The following is a 17,961-nucleotide window of genomic DNA, read 5'->3' on the forward strand; positions in this document are numbered from 1 at the left end:
CGGCCGTCAGTATTTGAACTGGTCCACGTTGTCCTGGGTGATCAGCAGCGGGTCGCCGAGCAGCATGGTCTTCGCGCGCGCGTCGTACTTCACCGCGGGCAGCTCGAGGCTCACGTTGTTGCTGGGCCCGAACGATCGGCCGAGCGCGAGCTGCTGCCCCGCCCACGCCGTGAGGTACCCCAGCGATTCGACGTTCCACAGCACCGACATCGAGCACGAACCGTCGAGCAGGTACGGCTTCATCGTCTGCGGCGTGCCGGTGCCGACCGTGTACACGCGGCCGATCTTCTGCTGGTCCCGCACGGCCTGCGCGACACCGGGAGCCGAGGTGGTGCACTCGCCGATCAGGCCCGTGAGGTCGGGGTGGCGGTCGAGTACCTGCTTCGCGAGCTCCGTGGCCGTGGTCGTGTCCTCGCCCGCGTAGACGATTTCTGTGAGCTGCGCCTTCGGATACCGCTGCGCCGCGTAGGACTGTTCGACGGAGATCCACGCGTTGAGGTTCGCCGCGGTCCGGCCGCACGACACGATGGCGAACTTGCCGGTGCCGCCGGTTTTCGCCATGAGCGCGTCGACGAGCGCGGTGCCGATACCGTTGGCGGAGGCCTGGTTCACGAACACCTCGCGCTGTGTCTGCGGTGCGTCGGTGTCGGTGGTGAGCACGTGGACACCGTGGGCGCGCGCGTCGGCGATCGCGGGCGCCAGCGCCTCCGGGTCGTTGGGCGCCACGGCGATCACGTCCACGTGCTTCGCCACGAGGTCCTTGACAATGGTGGTCTGGTCCGCCGGATCGACCGTGGCCGGACCGCGCGTGAGCCACTCCACTCCGAGCTGTTTCGCCGCGGCGAGGCCACCCGCGTTCATGGCGTCGAAGTAGGCGATGCCGGCCACCTTCGGCACGAAGGCGATCCGGATCGGCGTGTCGCCGTCGGCCGCCTGGACCCTGAGCGCGGACGAGCAACTGCCGAGCCCCACCACCGCCGTGAGCAGCAGCGCGACGCCCAGGATCAGCGTCTTGGTCGGCCTTCGCATCCCCACCAGTCCTTCGGTTTCACGGTCTGCGCACCGCCGGCGACCTGGAGCGAACGTAAGGGAGCGTGCTCACGGTGGTCAACCGGTCGTGTGCAAAGGGTTACGGAAGTGAGTTCAACGGTGATCTTGGGCACCGGATACCCGTTTGGGGTATGCGGTTAGGCTGGCGGCGATGACTCGATCACCCCGCGGGTTCGCGCTGCCGGCCCCGGCACGCTGGCTGCTGCTCGGCGTGCTGGCCTTCGGCGTGCTCGTGATGCACCACGTGCCGGCGCCGCACGGCGGGGCTATGGGCGGCATGCCAATGCCCGTGGCTTCGGTGCCGCTCGTCGCGTCCGGTGGCGCGATCGCCGGGCCGGTCGACGAAACCGGCGGGCACGCGATGCTGCACCTGTGCCTGGCGGTGCTGCTGACCGCGGCGGGGTTGCTGCTCGCGTGGGCGTGGTTGCGCCGACGGCGGGAAGTCGTGGTGCCGGCGTCGGTCGAGCGCGGGCTCGCCGGGTTCGCCCGGGCCCCGCCGGCGCCGTCGGGCCGGGAACTCCTCACCGCTGCCTGCGTGCTGCGGATCTGATCGGGCACGAGCTGTCTCGTGTCCCTGATCCGTCGTACCCGGTCTTGTCAGTGAGGAAAAAAGTCATGACTCGCAAGTTCGTGGCGGGCTTCGTGCTGCCCGCGATCGCTGCCGTGCTCGTCGGTTGTTCGGCGCAGCCGGCCACGCCACCAGCCGTGCAGCCCTCCGACCACAACGCCGCGGACGTCACGTTCGCGCAGGACATGGTTCCGCACCACCGCCAGGCCGTCGAGATGGCCGAGCCCGTGCCGCAGCACACCGGCGACCAGCGCGTGATCGCCCTGGCGAAGCAGATCCAGCAGGCGCAGCAGCCCGAGATCGACCAGCTCACCGCGTGGCTGAAGAGCTGGGGCGCGCCGGCGCCCTCGACCGGGATGGGTGGGATGGCCGGCACGGACCACGGCTCGATGCCCGGCCGGGTCGATGCGTCGGGCCTCGACCGGCTGCGTGACACGGCCTACGACCGCGAGTGGCTCGGGCTGATGATCGAGCACCACACCGGCGCCGTCGCGATGGCGCGCACCGAGCTGGCCCAGGGGAGCAGTGCGGACGCGAAGGCCATGGCCCGGCGGATCGTCGACACCCAGGAGGCCGAGATCACCACCATGAAGTCGCTCCTCGGCCGCTGACCGTGGCTCTAGATACCCTAAGGGGGTATAGTGCGCGACATGACTGATCACCAGCACGGCGCGTCCTGGTCCACCGCGATCCAGGCGACGCTGCACTGCCTCACCGGCTGTGCCATCGGTGAGGTGCTCGGCATGGTCCTCGGCACCGCGTTCGGGCTGCACAACACGGCCACGGTGGTGCTGTCGATCGTGCTCGCGTTCGTGTTCGGCTACGGCCTCACGATGCGCGGTGTCCTGAAGTCGGGGCTGAGCTTCTCCGCGGCGTTCAAGGTCGCGCTGGCCGCCGACACCGTGTCGATCGCGGTGATGGAGATCGTCGACAACCTCGTGATCGTCGTGGTCCCGGGCGCGCTCGACGCGGGCCTGGCGACCGGGCTGTTCTGGCTGTCGCTGCTGGTTTCGCTCGCGGTCGCCTTCGTGGTCACGGTGCCGGTGAACAAGTGGATGATCGGCCGCGGCAAGGGCCACGCCGTGGTTCACGCGCACCACCACTGAGTGGTCCGGACCGGAGTAGGTCCGTGGTCTGCTCCGGTCCGCGCGCGGAATAGCAATTCACATCCATGAACAATTCACAACCGTGAATGCACGCTTTGGTGGGTGTACAACCTCGGCGCGCTCGTGTAAAAATCGGGCGGCCTTCCCGTGAGGCATTTCCCCACTGTAGTTTTCCACGACTGTGAAATGGCGGGCAATCGTGAGCGTTTCCCGGCGTACCCTGCTGACCACCGCGGCCGGTGCCGCGGTGGCGGTGACCGCATCCGGCGCTGTCCCGGCGATGGCTTCAACTGGGTCTTCTACTGGGGCCTCGGGCCAGGGAGTGGCCGAAGCGGCGAGCCAGGAGAAGGTGTTCCGCTCAGCGGCAGATTACGCGGTGAAGAAGCTGCGGGCGGTCGCGCCGGGCGTCACCGCGTTTCCGACTGGGACCAAGTTCGAGAAATGGGCCTTTTCGCAGAATGGTGACTGGGTCGGCGGATTCTGGCCGGGCACGCTCTGGATGGCATACCTGCACACCGGCGACGAACAATTCCGCACGCTCGCCCTCGCGTCGGCCGACAAACTCGCGCCGCGCCAGAACGACACCAGCACCCACGACCTCGGATTCCTCTTCTACCCGTCCTGGGTCACCGCGTGGCGCATCACCGGCGACGACAAGTGGCGCGCCGGCGCGCTCCAGGCGGCCTCGTCGCTGATCAAGCGCTACAACACCAACGGCCACTTCATCCGGGCCTGGGGTTCGCTGACCGACCCGAAGGACGCGGGCCGGATCATCATGGACACGATCATGAACCTCGACCTGCTCGACTTCGCGACCAAGCAAACCGGCGACCGCCAGTACCTCGACATCGCGATCGAGCACGCCAAAACGGCCCAGCGCGTGTTCCTGCGCCCCGACGGCTCCACGCCGCACGTGTTCGACTTCGACCCCGCCACCGGCGCCGAGATCGGGCCCGGCACCGTGCAGGGCTACAGCCCGGCCTCGTGCTGGTCGCGCGGGCAGTCGTGGGGCATCTACGGCTTCACCACGATGTACCGCCGCACCGGCGACCGGTCGTTCCTCACCACGGCCCGGCGGCTGGCGGACTTCGCGCTGAAGGCGCTGACCCCGGACAACGTGCCGGTGTGGGACTACACGGCTCCGCAGGCGCCGAACGACATCAAGGACGCCTCCGCCGGCGTCGTGATGGCGTGCGGCCTCATCGACCTCGCCGCGGCCTCCGGCCAGGCGCACTACCGCACCGCCGGCCTGCGCCTGCTCGAGGCGACTTCGCGCACCTGCCTCACCACGAAGTCGGCGCGCGCCGACGCCGTGGTGGCCCGCTGCACGCGCAACCGGCCGGCCGAGGACGGCATCGAGGTGTCGTTGCCGTACGCGGATTACTACCTGCTGGAAGGCATTCTGCGCGTGCTCAAGCCGCGTGAGCTCGACAAGGCGATCGACCTGTCCGGGCACTGAGGACCGACCGGAGCCGGCAGTGCCGGCCGCCCTGTCGCGGGGCGGCCGGCACCTCGGCGCGTCAGACCGTGACGGCGGGCCGGATGTTGGCACCCAAGTGGAACACGTTGCCGGGGTCGTACTCGGCCTTGAGCAATGCCAGGCGCTCGTACTTGTCCGCGCCGTAGGCCGCGCGCACGCGGTTCTCGTCGTACTCGGTCATGAAGTTCACGTAGCCGCCGGCGCCCGACGCGAACGGGGTCAGGGCCGCCCAGAACTCGCGCACCCACGCGCGGTCCGTCTCGAACAACGGCTGCTCCGGTGCCATCGCGGCGATGTTCACCGCGAGCTTCGGCGAGCGGGTGCCGCCGAACGCCGTCGCGTCCTCGGGCACGCGGGTGAAGGCCTCGCGCATCACGAACATCGGCATGATCGACATCGGGGACGCCTTGCGGGGCAGGTACTCGGCGATCACGTCGAGCACCTCGTCGCTCAGTTCGTCGACGTAGAGCGCCTTCTCGTAGGACAGTGTCCCGCGTGGGGCGGCCTCGTCGAGCATCTGCTGCAGCGCGACGTAGGGGATCGGCGTGACCAGTTCGAACGCGGTCGGCAGCCCGCGGCGGACCTGCGCGACCACCGCGGCGTGTTCCTCCGGGCCCTCGAACCCGGCGATAACCAGCGCGTACCCGGGCGCGAAGTGTGCCTCCGGCGGCACGAACTCGGCCGGCGGCGCGTTGAGGCCGACGAGCATCGCGCCCATGGTGGGCGGCAGCGTCGCGAGGGTGTCGCGGATGAACCGCAGCGCCTCGGGGCCCTGCGCGAGCGGCCAGAAGAACAGGCCGAACTCGATCATCGGGCCGACGGGGTGCCCGCGGAACTCGAACTCCGTCACCACTCCGAAGTTGCCGCCACCGCCGCGCAGCGCCCAGAACAGGTCGGCGTTCTCCTCCTCCGACGCGCGGCGCGTCACGCCGTCGGCCGTGACGACCTCGACCGAGAGCAGGTTGTCGATGCTGAGGCCGTGGCGAGAGGTGAGCCAGCCGACGCCGCCGCCGAGCGTGAGGCCGCCGACGCCGGTGTCGCTGATCGTGCCGCCCGGCACCGCGAGCCCTTCCTGCTGACCCGCCGCGTCGAGTTCGGCCCACGTGGTGCCGCCGCCGCAGCGCAGCGTGCGCGCTTGCGGGTCCACGACGACCGCGCGCAGTCCGCTCAGGTCGATCAGCAAACCGTTTTCGCACACGGAAAAGCCGCCGAAGCTGTGCCCGCCGCCGCGCACGCTCACCGGCAGCGCGTGCTCCCGCGCGAACGCGAGCGCCGCCGCGACGTCCGCCGGCCCCGCCACTTGCGCGATCACGGCCGGCCGCCGGTCGATCTGGCCGTTCCAGATCTTGCGCGCGGCTTCGTAGCCTTCGTCGGACGGGGCGAGCACCGCCCCGGTGAGGCTCTGTCGCAACGGGGTGAGTTCAGTCGTGTCCAGTGTGGTCATGGTGCCCCCTCAGGCAGCCGAATTGCCCAGTATCGGACGCCGTTCGGCGCGGCTCAAGGACACGGCGGAGCGAGCGGACCGTCGGCGCCGGTTTTCACGTACGTGTCCGAGACGTACAGATCCGGGCCCACGCGGTCCCACAGCGTGCTGGTGCCCAGCGCGCCGCTCACGGACTCGCCGGTGACCGAACACTCGATCGGCACCTGTGCGTAGGGCGCCGCGACGCCCTTTATCGCCGCTGACGTGCTGGGGCTCTCGCGCAGGTTCAGCGGCGCCCCGGCGGTGGTGATCACCCCGAGGGCGCCGCCGGTGCCGGTCCAGAGGTAGGTCACGTCTACCCACGAGCTGCCGGTGAGGCCGAGGCCGTCCCAGAGCACGCCGTCGGCGAGGTCGATGCCCGCCGGGTTTTTCACCGCGCGCCCGCGGGAGTCCTTGCCGCCGTTGAAACCGTCCTGGAACGCGGCCTGCGCTTCGGGCGTGCCCTGCGGCAGCGTCGGGAAGGTGGCGCGCTCGTCGGAGGGGTTCCAGTAGTCGTCGTGGGTGTTCCACGGCCCGACCTCCCACACGGGCGCGAACTCGCAGCGCGTGCCGTCGGTGCGGCAGACCTTCGCCGTGTACGAGCCGGTTCCCTTGGGGGACACGGACTTCGTCGAGGGGAACGACACGAAGTGGTCGCGCTGGGCGATCACGTGGCCGTTGGACGTCTTGCCGCCGACCAGACCTTCGCGGGTCGCGTAGACGCGGTAGGTCAGCGGTTCGGTGACCACGGCCGCGCGCGCGGTGCCGCCGGACGCGGTGAGCTCGACCGAGTGCACGACCGGCCAGGGCCCGCCGGTCGGGCCGGACAGCGAGATGCGCGCCTGGACCGTGCGCGCGGCGAACGGGAACTCCCGGCCCGCCGGGGTCCACTCCGTCCAGCCGCCGGTGTCGTCGCGGCCGCGCACGTCGAGGTCCACAGTGGTGCCGGCCGGGACGTCGGCGGAAACCCGGGCGCTCACGCGGCCCGTCACGGTCGTGAGCCGGCGTGCCGGAGTGATGAACGTGCCTGAGCTGCCTGGGGTGTCCACGGTGTTGTCGGGGCCCGCCAGCGTCAGCGAACCTGAAACCGAGGACACGTTCACGTCCGCATCGTCCACGGTGGACAGATCGATCCGCCACGACCCGGCCGCCCCCATGGGAGTGGGGGGAGTGGCCGAGACCGCCGGTGTCGCCGGAAACACCGCGACCACCACCGCCAGCACCGCGGCCACCCGAACCGTCAGACCTCTTCGGACCATCCGTGCTCCCGTTCCCGACCCGTTACCCCACGACGAAAAGGGGTCCTGCCGAGACGTCATCTTGGTCCCGGCAGGACCTCTTCGGAGGGCAAGCGCGCCCGCGCGTACGGGTCAGGCGGACACGATCCGCGGCCCCTCTCCGGCCGCCGGGTCCAACGGGGTCTCCAACCGGGTTTCCAACTGTGTCTCCAAAGCGGACTGCTGGGGCCGCGCCGAAAGCTCCCGCCAGATCGCCAGCGCGCGTTCGGAGTACGTGCGCGAGCGTTCCGGCTGGCTGAGCGCCGAATGCAGCTCACCGAGCAGCTGCGACACCTCGGCTTCCGACCGCCGGTCGCCGTTGCGGCGGTGCACGCTCAGCGAGTTGACCAGCAGCAGCTGCGCGTGCGCGAAATCGCCGCTGTGCAGGCACAGCTCACCGAGGTTCTGGTTGGCGTACCCCACGCAGTGGTCGTCGCCAAGATCGGTGAACACGGCGATCGCACGCGTCACGTGCTCGCGCGCGGACCCGAGGTTGCCCTCGTGCTGGTGCAGCAGCCCGAGCCGCTGCAGCGCGTGGGCCTCGCGGTGCCGGTCGCCGATGACGGCGGCCAGCTCCAGCGCGTCGGTGAACCACCGCTTGGCCGGCGCGTAGCACTTCTGCGCCATCCACACCGCGCCCACCGCGATGCGGATCACCGCCTCGCCGTGGCGGTCGCCGGCTTCGGCGAACAGCTTCGACGCTTCGTGACAGCGTTCCAGCGCGAGGTCGTTGTCGCCCTGGATGCGCAGGATCGTGCCGAGCCCGGCGAGCGCGATGCCGGTGCCCTGTGCGTCGCCGACCCGCTCGTAGAGCTCGCGGGCCGCGTCGTAGGCCACGAACGCCTCGGCGTAGCTGTCCTGGTACAGGCGGATCTGGCCCAGGTTGCGCTGGATCATCGCCTCGCCGCGCACCGCCCCCGCGCGCCGGGCCGCCGCCAGCGCCACCGCGTGGGTGGCGTACCAGTCGTCCTGGTGCCCGCGCAGGTCGAAGTACGGCGTGAACGCGGCCGTGAGCTGCCACGCCAGATCGTCGAACCCCAGCTGCGCGGCCTGCGTCACCGCGGCGACGCAGGTGGGCCGCTCCGCGGCGAACCACGCGGCCGGATCGGCCAGCAGCCGATCGGTGCCGTCGGGCAGCTCCGGGTACGGCACCGCGTGGTCGCGGTACTGGCCGAAGAAGTGGATCGGCATCCGCTCGGCCGCCGCGACGGCCAGCGCGAGGTAGCCCTCGAGCACCCGCCGCGTCGCGTTGCGCGTCTTCTCCGGCGCGTCGCGCTCCGCCAGCTCGGCCGCGTACACCCGCAGCAGGTCGTGCAGGCGGTAGCGCGGCTGGCCCGTGGCGTCGGACGCCACGAGCTCCACGAGGTGGGCGTCGACCAGCACGTCGAGCACGTCGTCGGCCGAGGGCCGTCCGAGCACCGCCGCCACCACCCACGCCGGGAACTGGATCGGCCCCAGCGCCCCGAGCCGGCGGAACGCCGCGGCCGCCGACAGGGGCAGCAGGTCGTAGCTCAGCGTCACGCTGGCGCGCACGGCGAGATCACCCACGCGCAGCTCGTCGAGCCGGCGCCGCTCGTCGTGCAGCCGGTCGGCGAGGATCCGCAACGACCAGCTGGGCCGGTTGGTGAGCTTCGCCCCGGCCACGCGGATCGCGAGCGGCAGGTGCCCGCACTGGCGCAGGATCGCGGCGGCGTTGTCGGGCTCGGCCGCCACGCGCTCGGCGCCCACGATGCCCTCCAACAGCCGCGCGGCCTCCGGCTCGGGCAACAGGTCCACGTCCACCGCCACCGCGCCGTCGAGGTCGGGCAGGCGCACCCGGCTCGTCACGAGCACCGCGCACGCACCCGTGCCCGGCAGCAGCGGGCGCACCTGGGCGGCGCTGCCGGCGTCGTCGAGCACCACGCACATGCGCTTGCCGGCCAGCCGCGAGCGCAGCAGCGCCGAGCGTTCCGGCAGGTCGCGGGGCAGCCCGGCGTCGGGGATGCCGAGCGCGCGCAGCAGCTCGGCCAGCACCCCCATCGGCGCCCGCGGTGACGACGACGTGCCGGCGAGGTCCACGTGCAGCTGTCCGTCGGTGAACGCGTCGCGCACCGCGTGGGCCACGCGGACCGCGATCGCGGACTTGCCGACGCCGGGCGCGCCCGAGAGCACCACCACCGCGGGCCGGCCGGTCTCGCCGTGTTCGCGCAGGCGCGTCACGAGCTGCTCGACCACGTCTTCGCGACCGGTGAAGTCCGGCAGGTCGAGCGGCAGCTGGCAGATCGGCAGCTCGGTGGCCGGGCGCACGACCGCGAGCTCGGCGGGCAGCTCGGGCACCCGCGCCGGCTTCACGAGCGTGGCGCGCAGCTCCCGCAGCCGCGCTCCGGGGCGGGCCCCGAGCTCGGTTTCCAGCGTGTGCTCGGCCAGCTCGTAGGCCTCCACGGCTTCCGCGATCCGGCCGCCGTCGCGCAAGGCCGTCACGAGCTGCTGCCACAGCTCTTCGCGCAGCGGGTGTTCGGTCACGAGGCCGCGCAGTTCGGCGATCGCCTCGCCGTGGCGGCCCAGCTCGAGCCGCGCCCGCAGCCGTTGCTCCTGAACCGAGAGCCGCAGCTCGGTCAGCCGGGCCACGGCCGCGCCCCAGCCGTGGTCGTGCGGCAGCCCTTCGAGCACTTCACCGCGCCAAAGGGCATCGGCTTTGTCGAGTGCGGCGAGCGCCGCTTCCGCGTCACCGCGCTCGAACATTTTCCGGGCTTGCGCGGCGTGGTTCGCGAACAGCACGTGATCGAGTTCTTCGTCGGCGGCGCGGAGCAGATATCCCGAAGCGCGGCTGCTGATGCGGTCACCCAGCTCGGGTGCCGTTTCGGCGAGCCGCCGGCGCAGGGAGTGGACGTAGGTGCGGATGTTGGCTGCCGCGGAACGAGGTGCGGTACCCGGCCACAGGATCTCGACCAGCACTTCGGTGGACACCACGACATTCGGCTGCAAAGCCAACGCGGCCAGCAGCAACCTCGGCTTCGGTCCGCCCAGCGGGACGGCCCGGCCTTCAGCGACGACCTCCAACGGTCCGAGAATTCGGAACGCCAGTGAAGTCAACAATTTACCCGCCTGAGCGGCAAGGTCCCCATGATCGGGCATGGTAGGAGCGTGCGCGGCGCTTAGCCAGAGCCATTCGGAGGCAGACGTCCCTTAACTCGCAATTTGTACGGGTCGTGTACAAGCCTTCGACACGCTATGGCCATGAAGCGTTCGAAGCTCCGGCGCTGGGCCGGGTTCGGGGTTGTCCTGGCGGCGATCGGCGGGTTCACGGTGGCGGCGGCGGTGCCCGCGTTCGCGACGGTGCCCGGCAAGGTGCAGACCGCCGGCGACCCGCTCAACGTCCGTCGCGCACCCAACACCGCCGCCACGGCGGTGAAGACGGTGGCCAACGGTGCCACCGTGGCGATCGAGTGCCAGACCGCCGGCAGTTCCGTGGCCGGGCCGCTCGGCACCACCACCCTCTGGGACTACGTGCCCGCGCTCGGCGGCTACGTGTCCGACGGCTACGTGCAGACCGGGTCCGACACCCGCGTCGCACCCGATTGCGGCACCGGTACCGGCAGTGCGCAGTGCGCCGCGTCGTGTGCCGCCGAAGGCGTGTTCCGCTCGTCCGACGCGCACTTCGTCGCCTACGACACCAACGCCGACGGCAGCTCCGGTGTCGTGCAGTACTGGCTCGCCGACGGCTCGGGGCCCTACTACGTCTGGGCTTCCGGGGGCAACGGCACGTCGGTGGACAAGGCCGCGCCGGTGGCGAAGGGCAAGTGGGTGTTCTACAAGGTCTGCACGGGCCACAACACCTCGCCGCCGACGTTCGCCGGCTGCAGCGCCGGCCTCACCGATTTCGCGGCCTGACAACCCTTATCCCCGAAAGGAAACCCCTGACATGGGCCAGGTGAACCGGCGCTCGGTGCTGCTCGGCGGACTCGCCGCGGTGACCGCCGCCGCCGCGACGACCGCGCTGCCTTCGTGGGCCAACGCGCGCACCACCGTCGCCGCCCCGCCGATCCACGACCCGTTCCAGCTCGGCATCGCCTCGGGTGATCCGTTGCCCGACAGCGTGGTGCTCTGGACACGCCTCGCACCGGCGCCGCTCAACGCCGACGGCTTCGGCGGCATGCCGGACGCGACGTACGCCGTGGACTGGGAAATCGCGAACGACGAAGCGTTTTCCTCCATCGTGCAAAGCGGTTCGGTCAACGCCGTGCGCGCTTCGGCGCACAGCGTGCACATCGAACCGACCGGGCTTGAACCGGCGCGCGAGTACTTCTACCGCTTCAAGTCGGCCGGGTTCATCTCGCCGGTGGGCCGCACGCGCACCGCACCGGCCGCCGGTGCGGCCGTGAACCAGCTGAAGTACTGCTTCACCTCGTGCCAGCACTGGGAGGAAGGCTGGTACCACTCGTACAAGGGAGTGGTGCGCGACGATCCGGACCTCGTGCTGTTCCTCGGCGACTACATCTACGAAAAGCCTTCGGGCCGCGTGAAAGCGAACCTCAACCCGCGCCGGCTCGCGGTGCCTTCGGACACCACCACGCTGGCGCTCTACCGGGCCCGCCACGGCCAGCACAAGACCGATGTGGACCTTCAAGCCGCGCACGCATTGGCGCCCTGGCTGGTGGTCTTCGACGATCATGAAGTCATGAACAACTGGAACAGCACCACGAGCCCGGCTTCGGCCGCCCGCAAGGGGTTCGGGTTCCAGGCGTTCTACGAGCACATGCCGATCCGGTCCACGGCCAAGCCCAACGGGTCGTCGATCCAGCTGTACCGCCAGTTCCTGTGGGGCAACCTGGCGCGCTTCCACATGATGGACACACGCCAGTTCCGCAGCGCGCAGGTGACCGGCACGGCGTGCGGGCCCTACCGCGACACCTCGCGCACGATCACCGGCACCGCGCAGGAGCAGTGGCTGCTCAAGGCGTTCGAGACGCACCCGGCCACCTGGGATTTCCTGGGCCAGCAGGTGTTCTTCGCCCAGCGCGACGGCGACGGCAAGTCGACCACGTGCGAGAGCCCCGACTCGTGGGACGGCTACCAGGCTTCGCGCGACCGCATCACGCAGGGCTGGATCGACCGCGGGGTGCCGAACCCGGTGGTGCTCACCGGCGACGTGCACCGGCACTGGGCGGCCGATCTGCGCAAGGACTACTTCGACCACAGCGACCCGATCGTCGGCTCGGAGCTGGTGACCACGTCGGTCACGTCCAACAGCGACGACGCCGCGCCGCCGTCGGCCGCCTGGCTCGCCAACAACCCGCACATCAAGTACTGCAAGGGAGAACGCGGCTACGTGCGCGTCACCGCCACGCCGGCGCAGATGCTGGCCGACTTCGTGGTGGTGTCGGACACGAGCGTGAACGACCCGGCGAAGCTCGTGATCAAGACGGACAAGAGCTTCGTGGTCGGCGCGGGGTCGAAGGGCCTGCAGGCGGTGTGAGCTCCCGACGGAAGTAGGTGGATTTCACTGGCGGTGCGTGCTCCGTGATACCGCGCAGCGGGACACCGGAAACGGACTTCCGTGCGGTTAGCTGACATTCCACTCGGGACAGTGCGGACGAACCGGACTTCCTCCTTGCGGGGCAACGAAGATCGAGAGCGGGCGTCGAGATAACGGTTCCGCACCGCCGGGCCGGGTCCTTCCCCGGCGGGCGGTGCGGACCTAGTCTCGGGCCGGACGTCCGCGGCACCTGGCGCCGCGTTTCTCGAGGGAGTTGCCTGTGCGAAGAAGTCTCACCGTGTTCCTGTCGCTGGCGGTGGCGGGTGGTCTCGCGGCCACCACGCCGGCGATGGCGTCGGCGGCGTCGACCCCGGGGCGGACCGACATCCCCCAGTCGCACCCGCTCTGGGCGAACCCCGGGGCCAAGGTCGCGAACACCACGCCCGCGTCCAAGCTGGACTTCCGCGTGTACCTCAACCAGCGTGACGAGGCCGCCGCGGAAGCCGCGGCGGCGGGCGTGTCCGACCCGCACTCGAAGAGCTACCGGCAGTACCTCTCGCCGCAGCAGGTGCGCGACCGCTTCGCCGCTTCGGACGCCACGGTGTCCGCGGTGAAGACGTGGCTGTCGGGCGCCGGTTTCCAGATCGGTGACGTGCCGTCGAACCGCGCGTACGTGGAGGCCGTGGGTACGGCGGACCAGGTGCAGAAGGCGTTCGACGTCACGCTCGGCAAGTACACCGTGAAGGGCCAGACGCTGCGCGCGGCGGACAAGAACCTGTCCGTGCCCGCTTCGCTGGCTTCCTCGGTGCTCGGTGTCGTCGGCGTGGACCAGGCGACGAGCCTGCTGAAGCCGGACCACACGTCGGGTGCGGCTGACACCGCTTCCGCTTCGGCCAAGTCGTCGGGTCCGGCCACCGCGCCGCCGGGTGCCGGGTTCCGCAACTCGGGCCCGTGCTCGGACTACTACGGCCAGAAGACCGACACGACCGACCCGGCGTACAACGGCAAGCAGCTCCCGTACGCGCCGTGCGGCTACAAGCCCGCGCAGCTGCGGTCGGCGTACGGCCTGGACCAGGCCGCGAAGCTCGGCGCCGACGGCCACGGCACCACGATCGCCATCGTGGACGCCTTCGCCTCGCCGACGATCTACGCCGACGCTTCCGAGTACGCGCGCCGCAACGACCCGGCGCACCCGCTCACGAAGGCGCAGTTCAAGCAGCACGTGTTCCCGGTCAACGCGGCCGACGAGGGCCCGGACCAGTGTGACGCTTCCGGCTGGTACGGCGAGGAAACCCTCGACGTCGAGGCCGCCCACGGCATGGCGCCGGGCGCGAACATCCTCTACGTCGGCGGCTCCGACTGCGAGGACCTCTCGCTCGACACCGCGCTGAACTACGTGATCGCCGGCCACAAGGCCGACATCGTGTCGAACTCCTACGGCGACACCGGCGAGGACCTGCCGGCCGACGAGATCAAGGCGTTCAACCAGATCGCCGTCCAGGGTGCCCTCGAGGGCATCGGCGTCTACTTCTCCTCCGGCGACAACGGTGACGAGGTCGCGCGCCTCGGCACGCCTTCGCCGGACTTCGCCGCTTCCTCGCCGTGGGTCACGGCCGTCGGCGGCACCTCGCTCGCGGTCGACGCCTCGGGCAAGCGCACCTTCGAGACGGGCTGGGAAACCGGCAAGTCGACCCTGACCGCGGGCGCCTACACCCCGGCCTTCCCGGGCGCCTTCAACGGCGGCGCGGGCGGCGGCACCAGCCGCGTCTTCCCGCAGCCCGCGTACCAGCGCGGCATCGTGCCCGACGCGTTGTCCACGAAGAACCAGACGGGCAAGGCCAAGGGCCGCGTGGTCCCGGACATCTCCGCGGTCGCCGACCCCAACACCGGCATGCTGGTCGGCCAGACCCAGCGCTTCCCCGACGGCGACTACTACGACCAGTACCGCATCGGCGGCACCAGCCTGGCGTCCCCGATCTTCGCCGGCGTGATGGCCGTCGCGGACTCCCTGGACCACTTCCACCACGGCTTCATCAACCCGGCGCTCTACCAGCTCACGTCCCGCACCGGCACCATCTACGACGTGAAGCACGTGGACGCCGCCGTGGAACGCGTGGACTTCGCCAACAGCGTCGACGCGTCGGACGGTCTCCTGACCTCCGCCCGCACCCTCGACTACCCCAACCTGACCATCCACACCACGAAGGGCTACGACGACGTCACCGGCCTGGGCTCGCCGAACGGCTTGGCGTTCCTGCTGCTCGTGTGATGAGTTACTGAGGGTCGGTGCAGGCCCCTGCTTCGCCGCGGAATTCGTGGTGGAGTGGGGGTCTGCTTCGTTTTCGGAGTCAGACGGCCGGTCAGCCGGTGGCGGCGGACTCGGCGGCCGGTTCATGCCGCATCTTCCGCACCGCCCCTGACAACAACGGCACCAACGCCGCCACCCCCAGCAGAACCCCACCCACCACCGCGACCCGCCCGGCGCCGAACGCCGACGCCAACGGCCCCGCCGACAGCTGTCCGATCGGGATCCCCACGTAAGACCCGAAGTCGTCGTACGCGGCCATTCGCGACAGCAGGTGCGGCGGGATGTTCTCCTGCATCGTCGTGTCCCAGGCGACGTTCGCGACGCCCCCGCCCAGTCCCGCCACCAGCGCCGCCGCAGCGAGCAAGGGTACGCCGGGGGAGGTGCCGAGCACGATCAACGGCGTGGCGCACAACGCGGCGCACAGCTGGCCCAATGTGAGCAGGCGCCGCGCCGTCACGCGGTACATCAGGGCGCCGGTGATGAGGACTCCCGCGGCGCGCACACTGAGCACCACGCCCCACGACGCCGAGCCGATGGTGTCGCGCGCGATGGTGGGGCCGAGGACCTGCCAGACGCCCGTCTGGGCGATGTTGACGATCGTGAACGCGAGCACGATCTGCCACAGCCAGGTGATCCCCCGAAACGCCACCCAGCCCTCGCGAATGCCGCGCAGCACGCCGACTCGGGCCGGTGAAACCCCCGGCAGGCGCAGGAAGCTGAACATCAGCCCCGCCGCCACGAACGACAGGCCGTCGGCCGCGATGGCCCAGCCGCCGCCGACCGTGGCGACCAGCAAACCGGCCACGGAGGGGCCGGCGACCTTCGAGACGTTGCGCGCGGTCGAGAGCAGCGAGTTCGCCTGCCGCAACGAATCGCGTGGGACCAGTTGCGGCACGATGCCCCGCAACGCCGGCGTGGTGAAGGCCGTGAGCACCCCGTTGAGGAACTCCGTGCACACCAGCGCCGGCAACGAGTAGTGCCCGGTCAGCAGCACCGCGGCCGCCACGAGCTGGGTCGCGCCGCTGCCCAGGTTGGCCAGGCGGACGACCGCGGCGCGCGGGAAACGGTCCGCGACCGAACCCCCGACCAGCAGCAACGCGATCATCGGCACCATCTGCGCCGCCAGAACCACCCCGAGGTCCCCCGAACCCGACGGGCCGGCGTCGAGCACCGCGAACGCCAGCGCGACCGGCGTCATCGAGCTCCCGAGCAGCGACACCATGCGAGCACCGAAGAACACCGCGAAGGGCCGCGACCCCAGAACCCCCATTCGATCATTCTCTCCGCGGGCCCGGAGGCCGTCGATGGGATAAACCGTCCTCGCAGCGTGAACCAGGAAAGACCTCCGGAAGGCAGAAGGCCATGACCGACCGCATCGCCGCCCTGTGGAGAGCGGGCACCGCGCCCGCTCACGACGGGCTGTACCGGGCCGACGACACCGCTTTCGCCATCGACACCAACGGAGCCGCCCTGTCGTGGTTCGACCTCGGCCCGAGGCTCGACCTCGACGAGGTCCTCGCCGATCCCCACGACGTCATCGAGATCGACGAAGCTGCCCGCGCGGAGATCGCCGACGGGGTGATCGTCTGCGGGCCCGGTGAGCTCGGCGCGGACGGCTTCTTCGCCCGCCTCGACCCCACGGGGAACCTTTGCTGGCTGGTCGCGTCGACCCGCTCGAACCCGTTCGAGCGGATCGCGATTTCCGGAACGGTCGTCGAGGTGACCGACAATCTGGGGAACTCGGTCGCCTTCGACCTCCTCGACCCGCACTTCGCGCGCTGAGGGAGACCTTCGTCGCGGAAGCTTTCCTCCACCAGCGCCACCAGGGATCATGACCCCGGCAAACGGGAGAAAGGCCAGTACATGAGCGGGATCGACGCCGACATCTTCGGGGGACGCATGCCCTCCGGGGCCGGGGACTTCGCCATCGAGACGCACGGCATCACGCCCGTGCCGGAGGCGAACCGGTTCGGGCGGCCGTGGCGGCTCGCGAGTGTGTGGTTCGCGCCGAACCTCACCATGACGGCGGTGTTCACAGGCACGCTCGGCTCCACGCTCGGCCTCGGCTTCACCACCGGCTTCCTGGTCGCGCTCGTCGGGACCGTCATCGGCTCGCTGCCGCCCGCGTTCCTCTCCACCTGGGGCCCGAAGACGGGCGCCGGCCAGCTGCCGCTCGCGCGGCTGCCGTTCGGCAAGACCGTGGTGCTGCCGGGGCTGGTGCAGTGGCTCGGCAGCATCGCGTGGGACGCGCTGGTCGGGCTGTTCGGCGGCGAGGCGCTGGCGGAGCTCACCGGGCTGCCGTTCTGGCTGGCCGTGGTGATCGTGCTGGTGCTGCAGTGTCTGCTCGGCGTGTTCGGGTACGCCGTGATCCACCGCGTGCAGGCCGTGATGAGCGCGGTGCTGGTGGTCGCGTTCGTGGCACTCGCGGTGAAGGTCGTGCTCGACCACCCGATCACCTTCACCGACAGCGCGACCGGCGGCGATTTCGCGGGCGCCGTGGTGCTGTTCTCCACGATCACGCTCAGCCTCGCCATCTCGTGGGCGCCCTACGCCGCCGACTTCAGCCGCTACCTGCCCGCCGACACCAAGCCGGCCGGGGTCTTCTGGTTCACGCTGCTCGGGCTGGTGGCGTCGTACGCGCTGGGGGAGGGCATCGGGCTCGCGCTCGGCTCGGCGCTGGGCGACCAGACCGCGGCGGGCGTGTCGAGCCTGGTCGGCGGCGGTGCGCTCGGCGGCCTGGCGCTGCTGGTCATCGCCCTGGCCGCGGTGTCGTCCAACGCCATGAACGACTACAGCGGCTCGCTGGCCCTGCAGACCGTCGGCGTGCGCCTGCGCCGCCCGGTGTCTGCGGTGGTGGTCACGGTGGCGGCGTTCGCGCTCATCCTCTGGATGCACAGCGGCGACCTGTCGGCGAAGTTCGAAAACGTGCTGCTGGTCGTGAGCTACTGGATCCCGCCGTTCCTCGGTGTCGTGGTGCCCGACTGGCTGCGCCGCACCCGGAACGGCCGCCTCGACATCAGCGCTGAGCTGCGGAAACCCGCCCGATCCTGGGCCGCGCTCGTGGCTTTCGTGATCGGGTTCGCGGCCGCCGTGCCGTTCATGAACACCACCGTCTACACCGGACCGGTCGCGGCCGCCCTGCACGGAGCGGATCTGGCCTACTACGCCGGGTTCGTGGTTTCGCTGGTGGCGTACTTGCTGCTGCGCGGCCGGAAGAAGGTTGACCTCCAGTAAGGTCGAGGTCGCACGCTGGCT

General features: G+C 70.6%; 14 protein-coding genes. 9 read left to right on the plus strand and 5 right to left on the minus strand.

Translation table 11 applies throughout. From position 1 onward, the window contains the following. Positions 1-6 precede the first annotated feature (6 nt). The gene (locus VSH64_RS45825; protein WP_326568993.1) at positions 7-1,029 is read right to left on the minus strand and encodes an autoinducer 2 ABC transporter substrate-binding protein; all 1,023 of its coding nucleotides are present in this window, start codon (positions 1,027-1,029) and stop codon (positions 7-9) included. Between the two features lie 172 nt (positions 1,030-1,201). Here VSH64_RS45825 and VSH64_RS45830 point away from each other — a divergent pair, with 172 nt between their 5' ends. From VSH64_RS45830 to VSH64_RS45845, 4 genes are all read left to right on the plus strand, one after another. Then, positions 1,202-1,600 carry a hypothetical protein gene (locus VSH64_RS45830; protein ID WP_326568994.1) on the plus strand — a complete coding sequence of 133 codons (399 nt, stop codon included), beginning with the start codon at positions 1,202-1,204 and terminating at the stop codon, positions 1,598-1,600. Between the two features lie 65 nt (positions 1,601-1,665). Then, positions 1,666-2,229: a DUF305 domain-containing protein gene (locus tag VSH64_RS45835; protein ID WP_326568995.1), complete on the plus strand. Its 564-nt coding sequence runs from the start codon at positions 1,666-1,668 to the stop codon at positions 2,227-2,229. A 39-nt stretch (positions 2,230-2,268) separates the two neighbouring features. Continuing rightward, positions 2,269-2,724, plus strand: a complete 456-nt coding sequence (locus tag VSH64_RS45840) for a DUF4396 domain-containing protein (protein ID WP_326568996.1) — start codon at positions 2,269-2,271, stop codon at positions 2,722-2,724. A gap of 280 nt (positions 2,725-3,004) precedes the next feature. After that, on the plus strand, positions 3,005-4,183 hold the full coding sequence (locus VSH64_RS45845; protein WP_326568997.1) for a glycoside hydrolase family 88 protein: 1,179 nt from the start codon (positions 3,005-3,007) through the stop codon (positions 4,181-4,183). Positions 4,184-4,244: 61 nt separating this feature from the next. Here VSH64_RS45845 and VSH64_RS45850 read toward each other — a convergent pair whose 3' ends face one another. The 3 genes from VSH64_RS45850 to VSH64_RS45860 all read right to left on the minus strand — a co-directional run bounded on the left by VSH64_RS45850 (position 4,245) and on the right by VSH64_RS45860 (position 10,057). Further along, positions 4,245-5,648 carry an FAD-binding oxidoreductase gene (locus VSH64_RS45850; RefSeq protein WP_326568998.1) on the minus strand — a complete coding sequence of 468 codons (1,404 nt, stop codon included), beginning with the start codon at positions 5,646-5,648 and terminating at the stop codon, positions 4,245-4,247. 53 nt (positions 5,649-5,701) lie between these two features. Then, positions 5,702-6,925, minus strand: coding sequence for a hypothetical protein (locus VSH64_RS45855; RefSeq protein ID WP_326568999.1), 1,224 nt, complete (start codon positions 6,923-6,925; stop codon positions 5,702-5,704). Between the two features lie 111 nt (positions 6,926-7,036). Continuing rightward, positions 7,037-10,057, minus strand: a complete 3,021-nt coding sequence (locus VSH64_RS45860; RefSeq protein ID WP_326569000.1) for an AfsR/SARP family transcriptional regulator — start codon at positions 10,055-10,057, stop codon at positions 7,037-7,039. A 102-nt stretch (positions 10,058-10,159) separates the two neighbouring features. Here VSH64_RS45860 and VSH64_RS45865 point away from each other — a divergent pair, with 102 nt between their 5' ends. From VSH64_RS45865 to VSH64_RS45875, 3 genes are all read left to right on the plus strand, one after another. After that, a complete protein-coding gene (locus VSH64_RS45865) occupies positions 10,160-10,813 on the plus strand; it encodes a hypothetical protein (protein WP_326569001.1) in 654 nt (217 codons plus the stop codon). A gap of 31 nt (positions 10,814-10,844) precedes the next feature. Then, entirely contained in the window at positions 10,845-12,398 is a 1,554-nt protein-coding gene (locus tag VSH64_RS45870; RefSeq protein WP_326569002.1) for an alkaline phosphatase D family protein, read from the plus strand. A gap of 280 nt (positions 12,399-12,678) precedes the next feature. Further along, positions 12,679-14,667: a S53 family peptidase gene (locus tag VSH64_RS45875; RefSeq protein WP_326569003.1), complete on the plus strand. Its 1,989-nt coding sequence runs from the start codon at positions 12,679-12,681 to the stop codon at positions 14,665-14,667. 91 nt (positions 14,668-14,758) lie between these two features. Here VSH64_RS45875 and VSH64_RS45880 read toward each other — a convergent pair whose 3' ends face one another. Next, positions 14,759-15,976, minus strand: coding sequence for an MFS transporter (locus tag VSH64_RS45880; RefSeq protein ID WP_326569004.1), 1,218 nt, complete (start codon positions 15,974-15,976; stop codon positions 14,759-14,761). A 92-nt stretch (positions 15,977-16,068) separates the two neighbouring features. Between VSH64_RS45880 and VSH64_RS45885 the strand changes: the two genes are divergently transcribed. Together VSH64_RS45885 and VSH64_RS45890 are read left to right on the plus strand one after the other, a co-directional pair. Then, complete coding sequence (locus VSH64_RS45885; protein WP_326569005.1) at positions 16,069-16,488, plus strand: hypothetical protein; 420 nt, start codon at positions 16,069-16,071, stop codon at positions 16,486-16,488. 81 nt (positions 16,489-16,569) lie between these two features. After that, positions 16,570-17,940: a purine-cytosine permease family protein gene (locus tag VSH64_RS45890; protein WP_326569006.1), complete on the plus strand. Its 1,371-nt coding sequence runs from the start codon at positions 16,570-16,572 to the stop codon at positions 17,938-17,940. Positions 17,941-17,961 lie beyond the last annotated feature (21 nt).

It is taken from the genome of Amycolatopsis rhabdoformis, from assembly GCF_035918295.1.
Lineage (GTDB): Bacteria > Actinomycetota > Actinomycetes > Mycobacteriales > Pseudonocardiaceae > Amycolatopsis > Amycolatopsis rhabdoformis.

Bases quoted from the DNA above. Each gene is read 5' to 3' on its own strand.
- VSH64_RS45850 (WP_326568998.1), bottom strand. From the start codon at position 5,648: ATGACCACACTGGACACGACTGAACTCACCCCGTTGCGACAGAGCCTC.
- VSH64_RS45890 (WP_326569006.1), top strand. From the start codon at position 16,570: ATGAGCGGGATCGACGCCGACATCTTCGGGGGACGCATGCCCTCCGGG.
- VSH64_RS45825 (WP_326568993.1), bottom strand. From the start codon at position 1,029: ATGCGAAGGCCGACCAAGACGCTGATCCTGGGCGTCGCGCTGCTGCTC.
- VSH64_RS45830 (WP_326568994.1), top strand. From the start codon at position 1,202: ATGACTCGATCACCCCGCGGGTTCGCGCTGCCGGCCCCGGCACGCTGG.
- VSH64_RS45860 (WP_326569000.1), bottom strand. From the start codon at position 10,057: ATGCCCGATCATGGGGACCTTGCCGCTCAGGCGGGTAAATTGTTGACT.
- VSH64_RS45845 (WP_326568997.1), top strand. From the start codon at position 3,005: ATGGCTTCAACTGGGTCTTCTACTGGGGCCTCGGGCCAGGGAGTGGCC.
- VSH64_RS45840 (WP_326568996.1), top strand. From the start codon at position 2,269: ATGACTGATCACCAGCACGGCGCGTCCTGGTCCACCGCGATCCAGGCG.
- VSH64_RS45880 (WP_326569004.1), bottom strand. From the start codon at position 15,976: ATGGGGGTTCTGGGGTCGCGGCCCTTCGCGGTGTTCTTCGGTGCTCGC.
- VSH64_RS45835 (WP_326568995.1), top strand. From the start codon at position 1,666: ATGACTCGCAAGTTCGTGGCGGGCTTCGTGCTGCCCGCGATCGCTGCC.
- VSH64_RS45885 (WP_326569005.1), top strand. From the start codon at position 16,069: ATGACCGACCGCATCGCCGCCCTGTGGAGAGCGGGCACCGCGCCCGCT.
- VSH64_RS45870 (WP_326569002.1), top strand. From the start codon at position 10,845: ATGGGCCAGGTGAACCGGCGCTCGGTGCTGCTCGGCGGACTCGCCGCG.
- VSH64_RS45865 (WP_326569001.1), top strand. From the start codon at position 10,160: ATGAAGCGTTCGAAGCTCCGGCGCTGGGCCGGGTTCGGGGTTGTCCTG.
- VSH64_RS45855 (WP_326568999.1), bottom strand. From the start codon at position 6,925: ATGGTCCGAAGAGGTCTGACGGTTCGGGTGGCCGCGGTGCTGGCGGTG.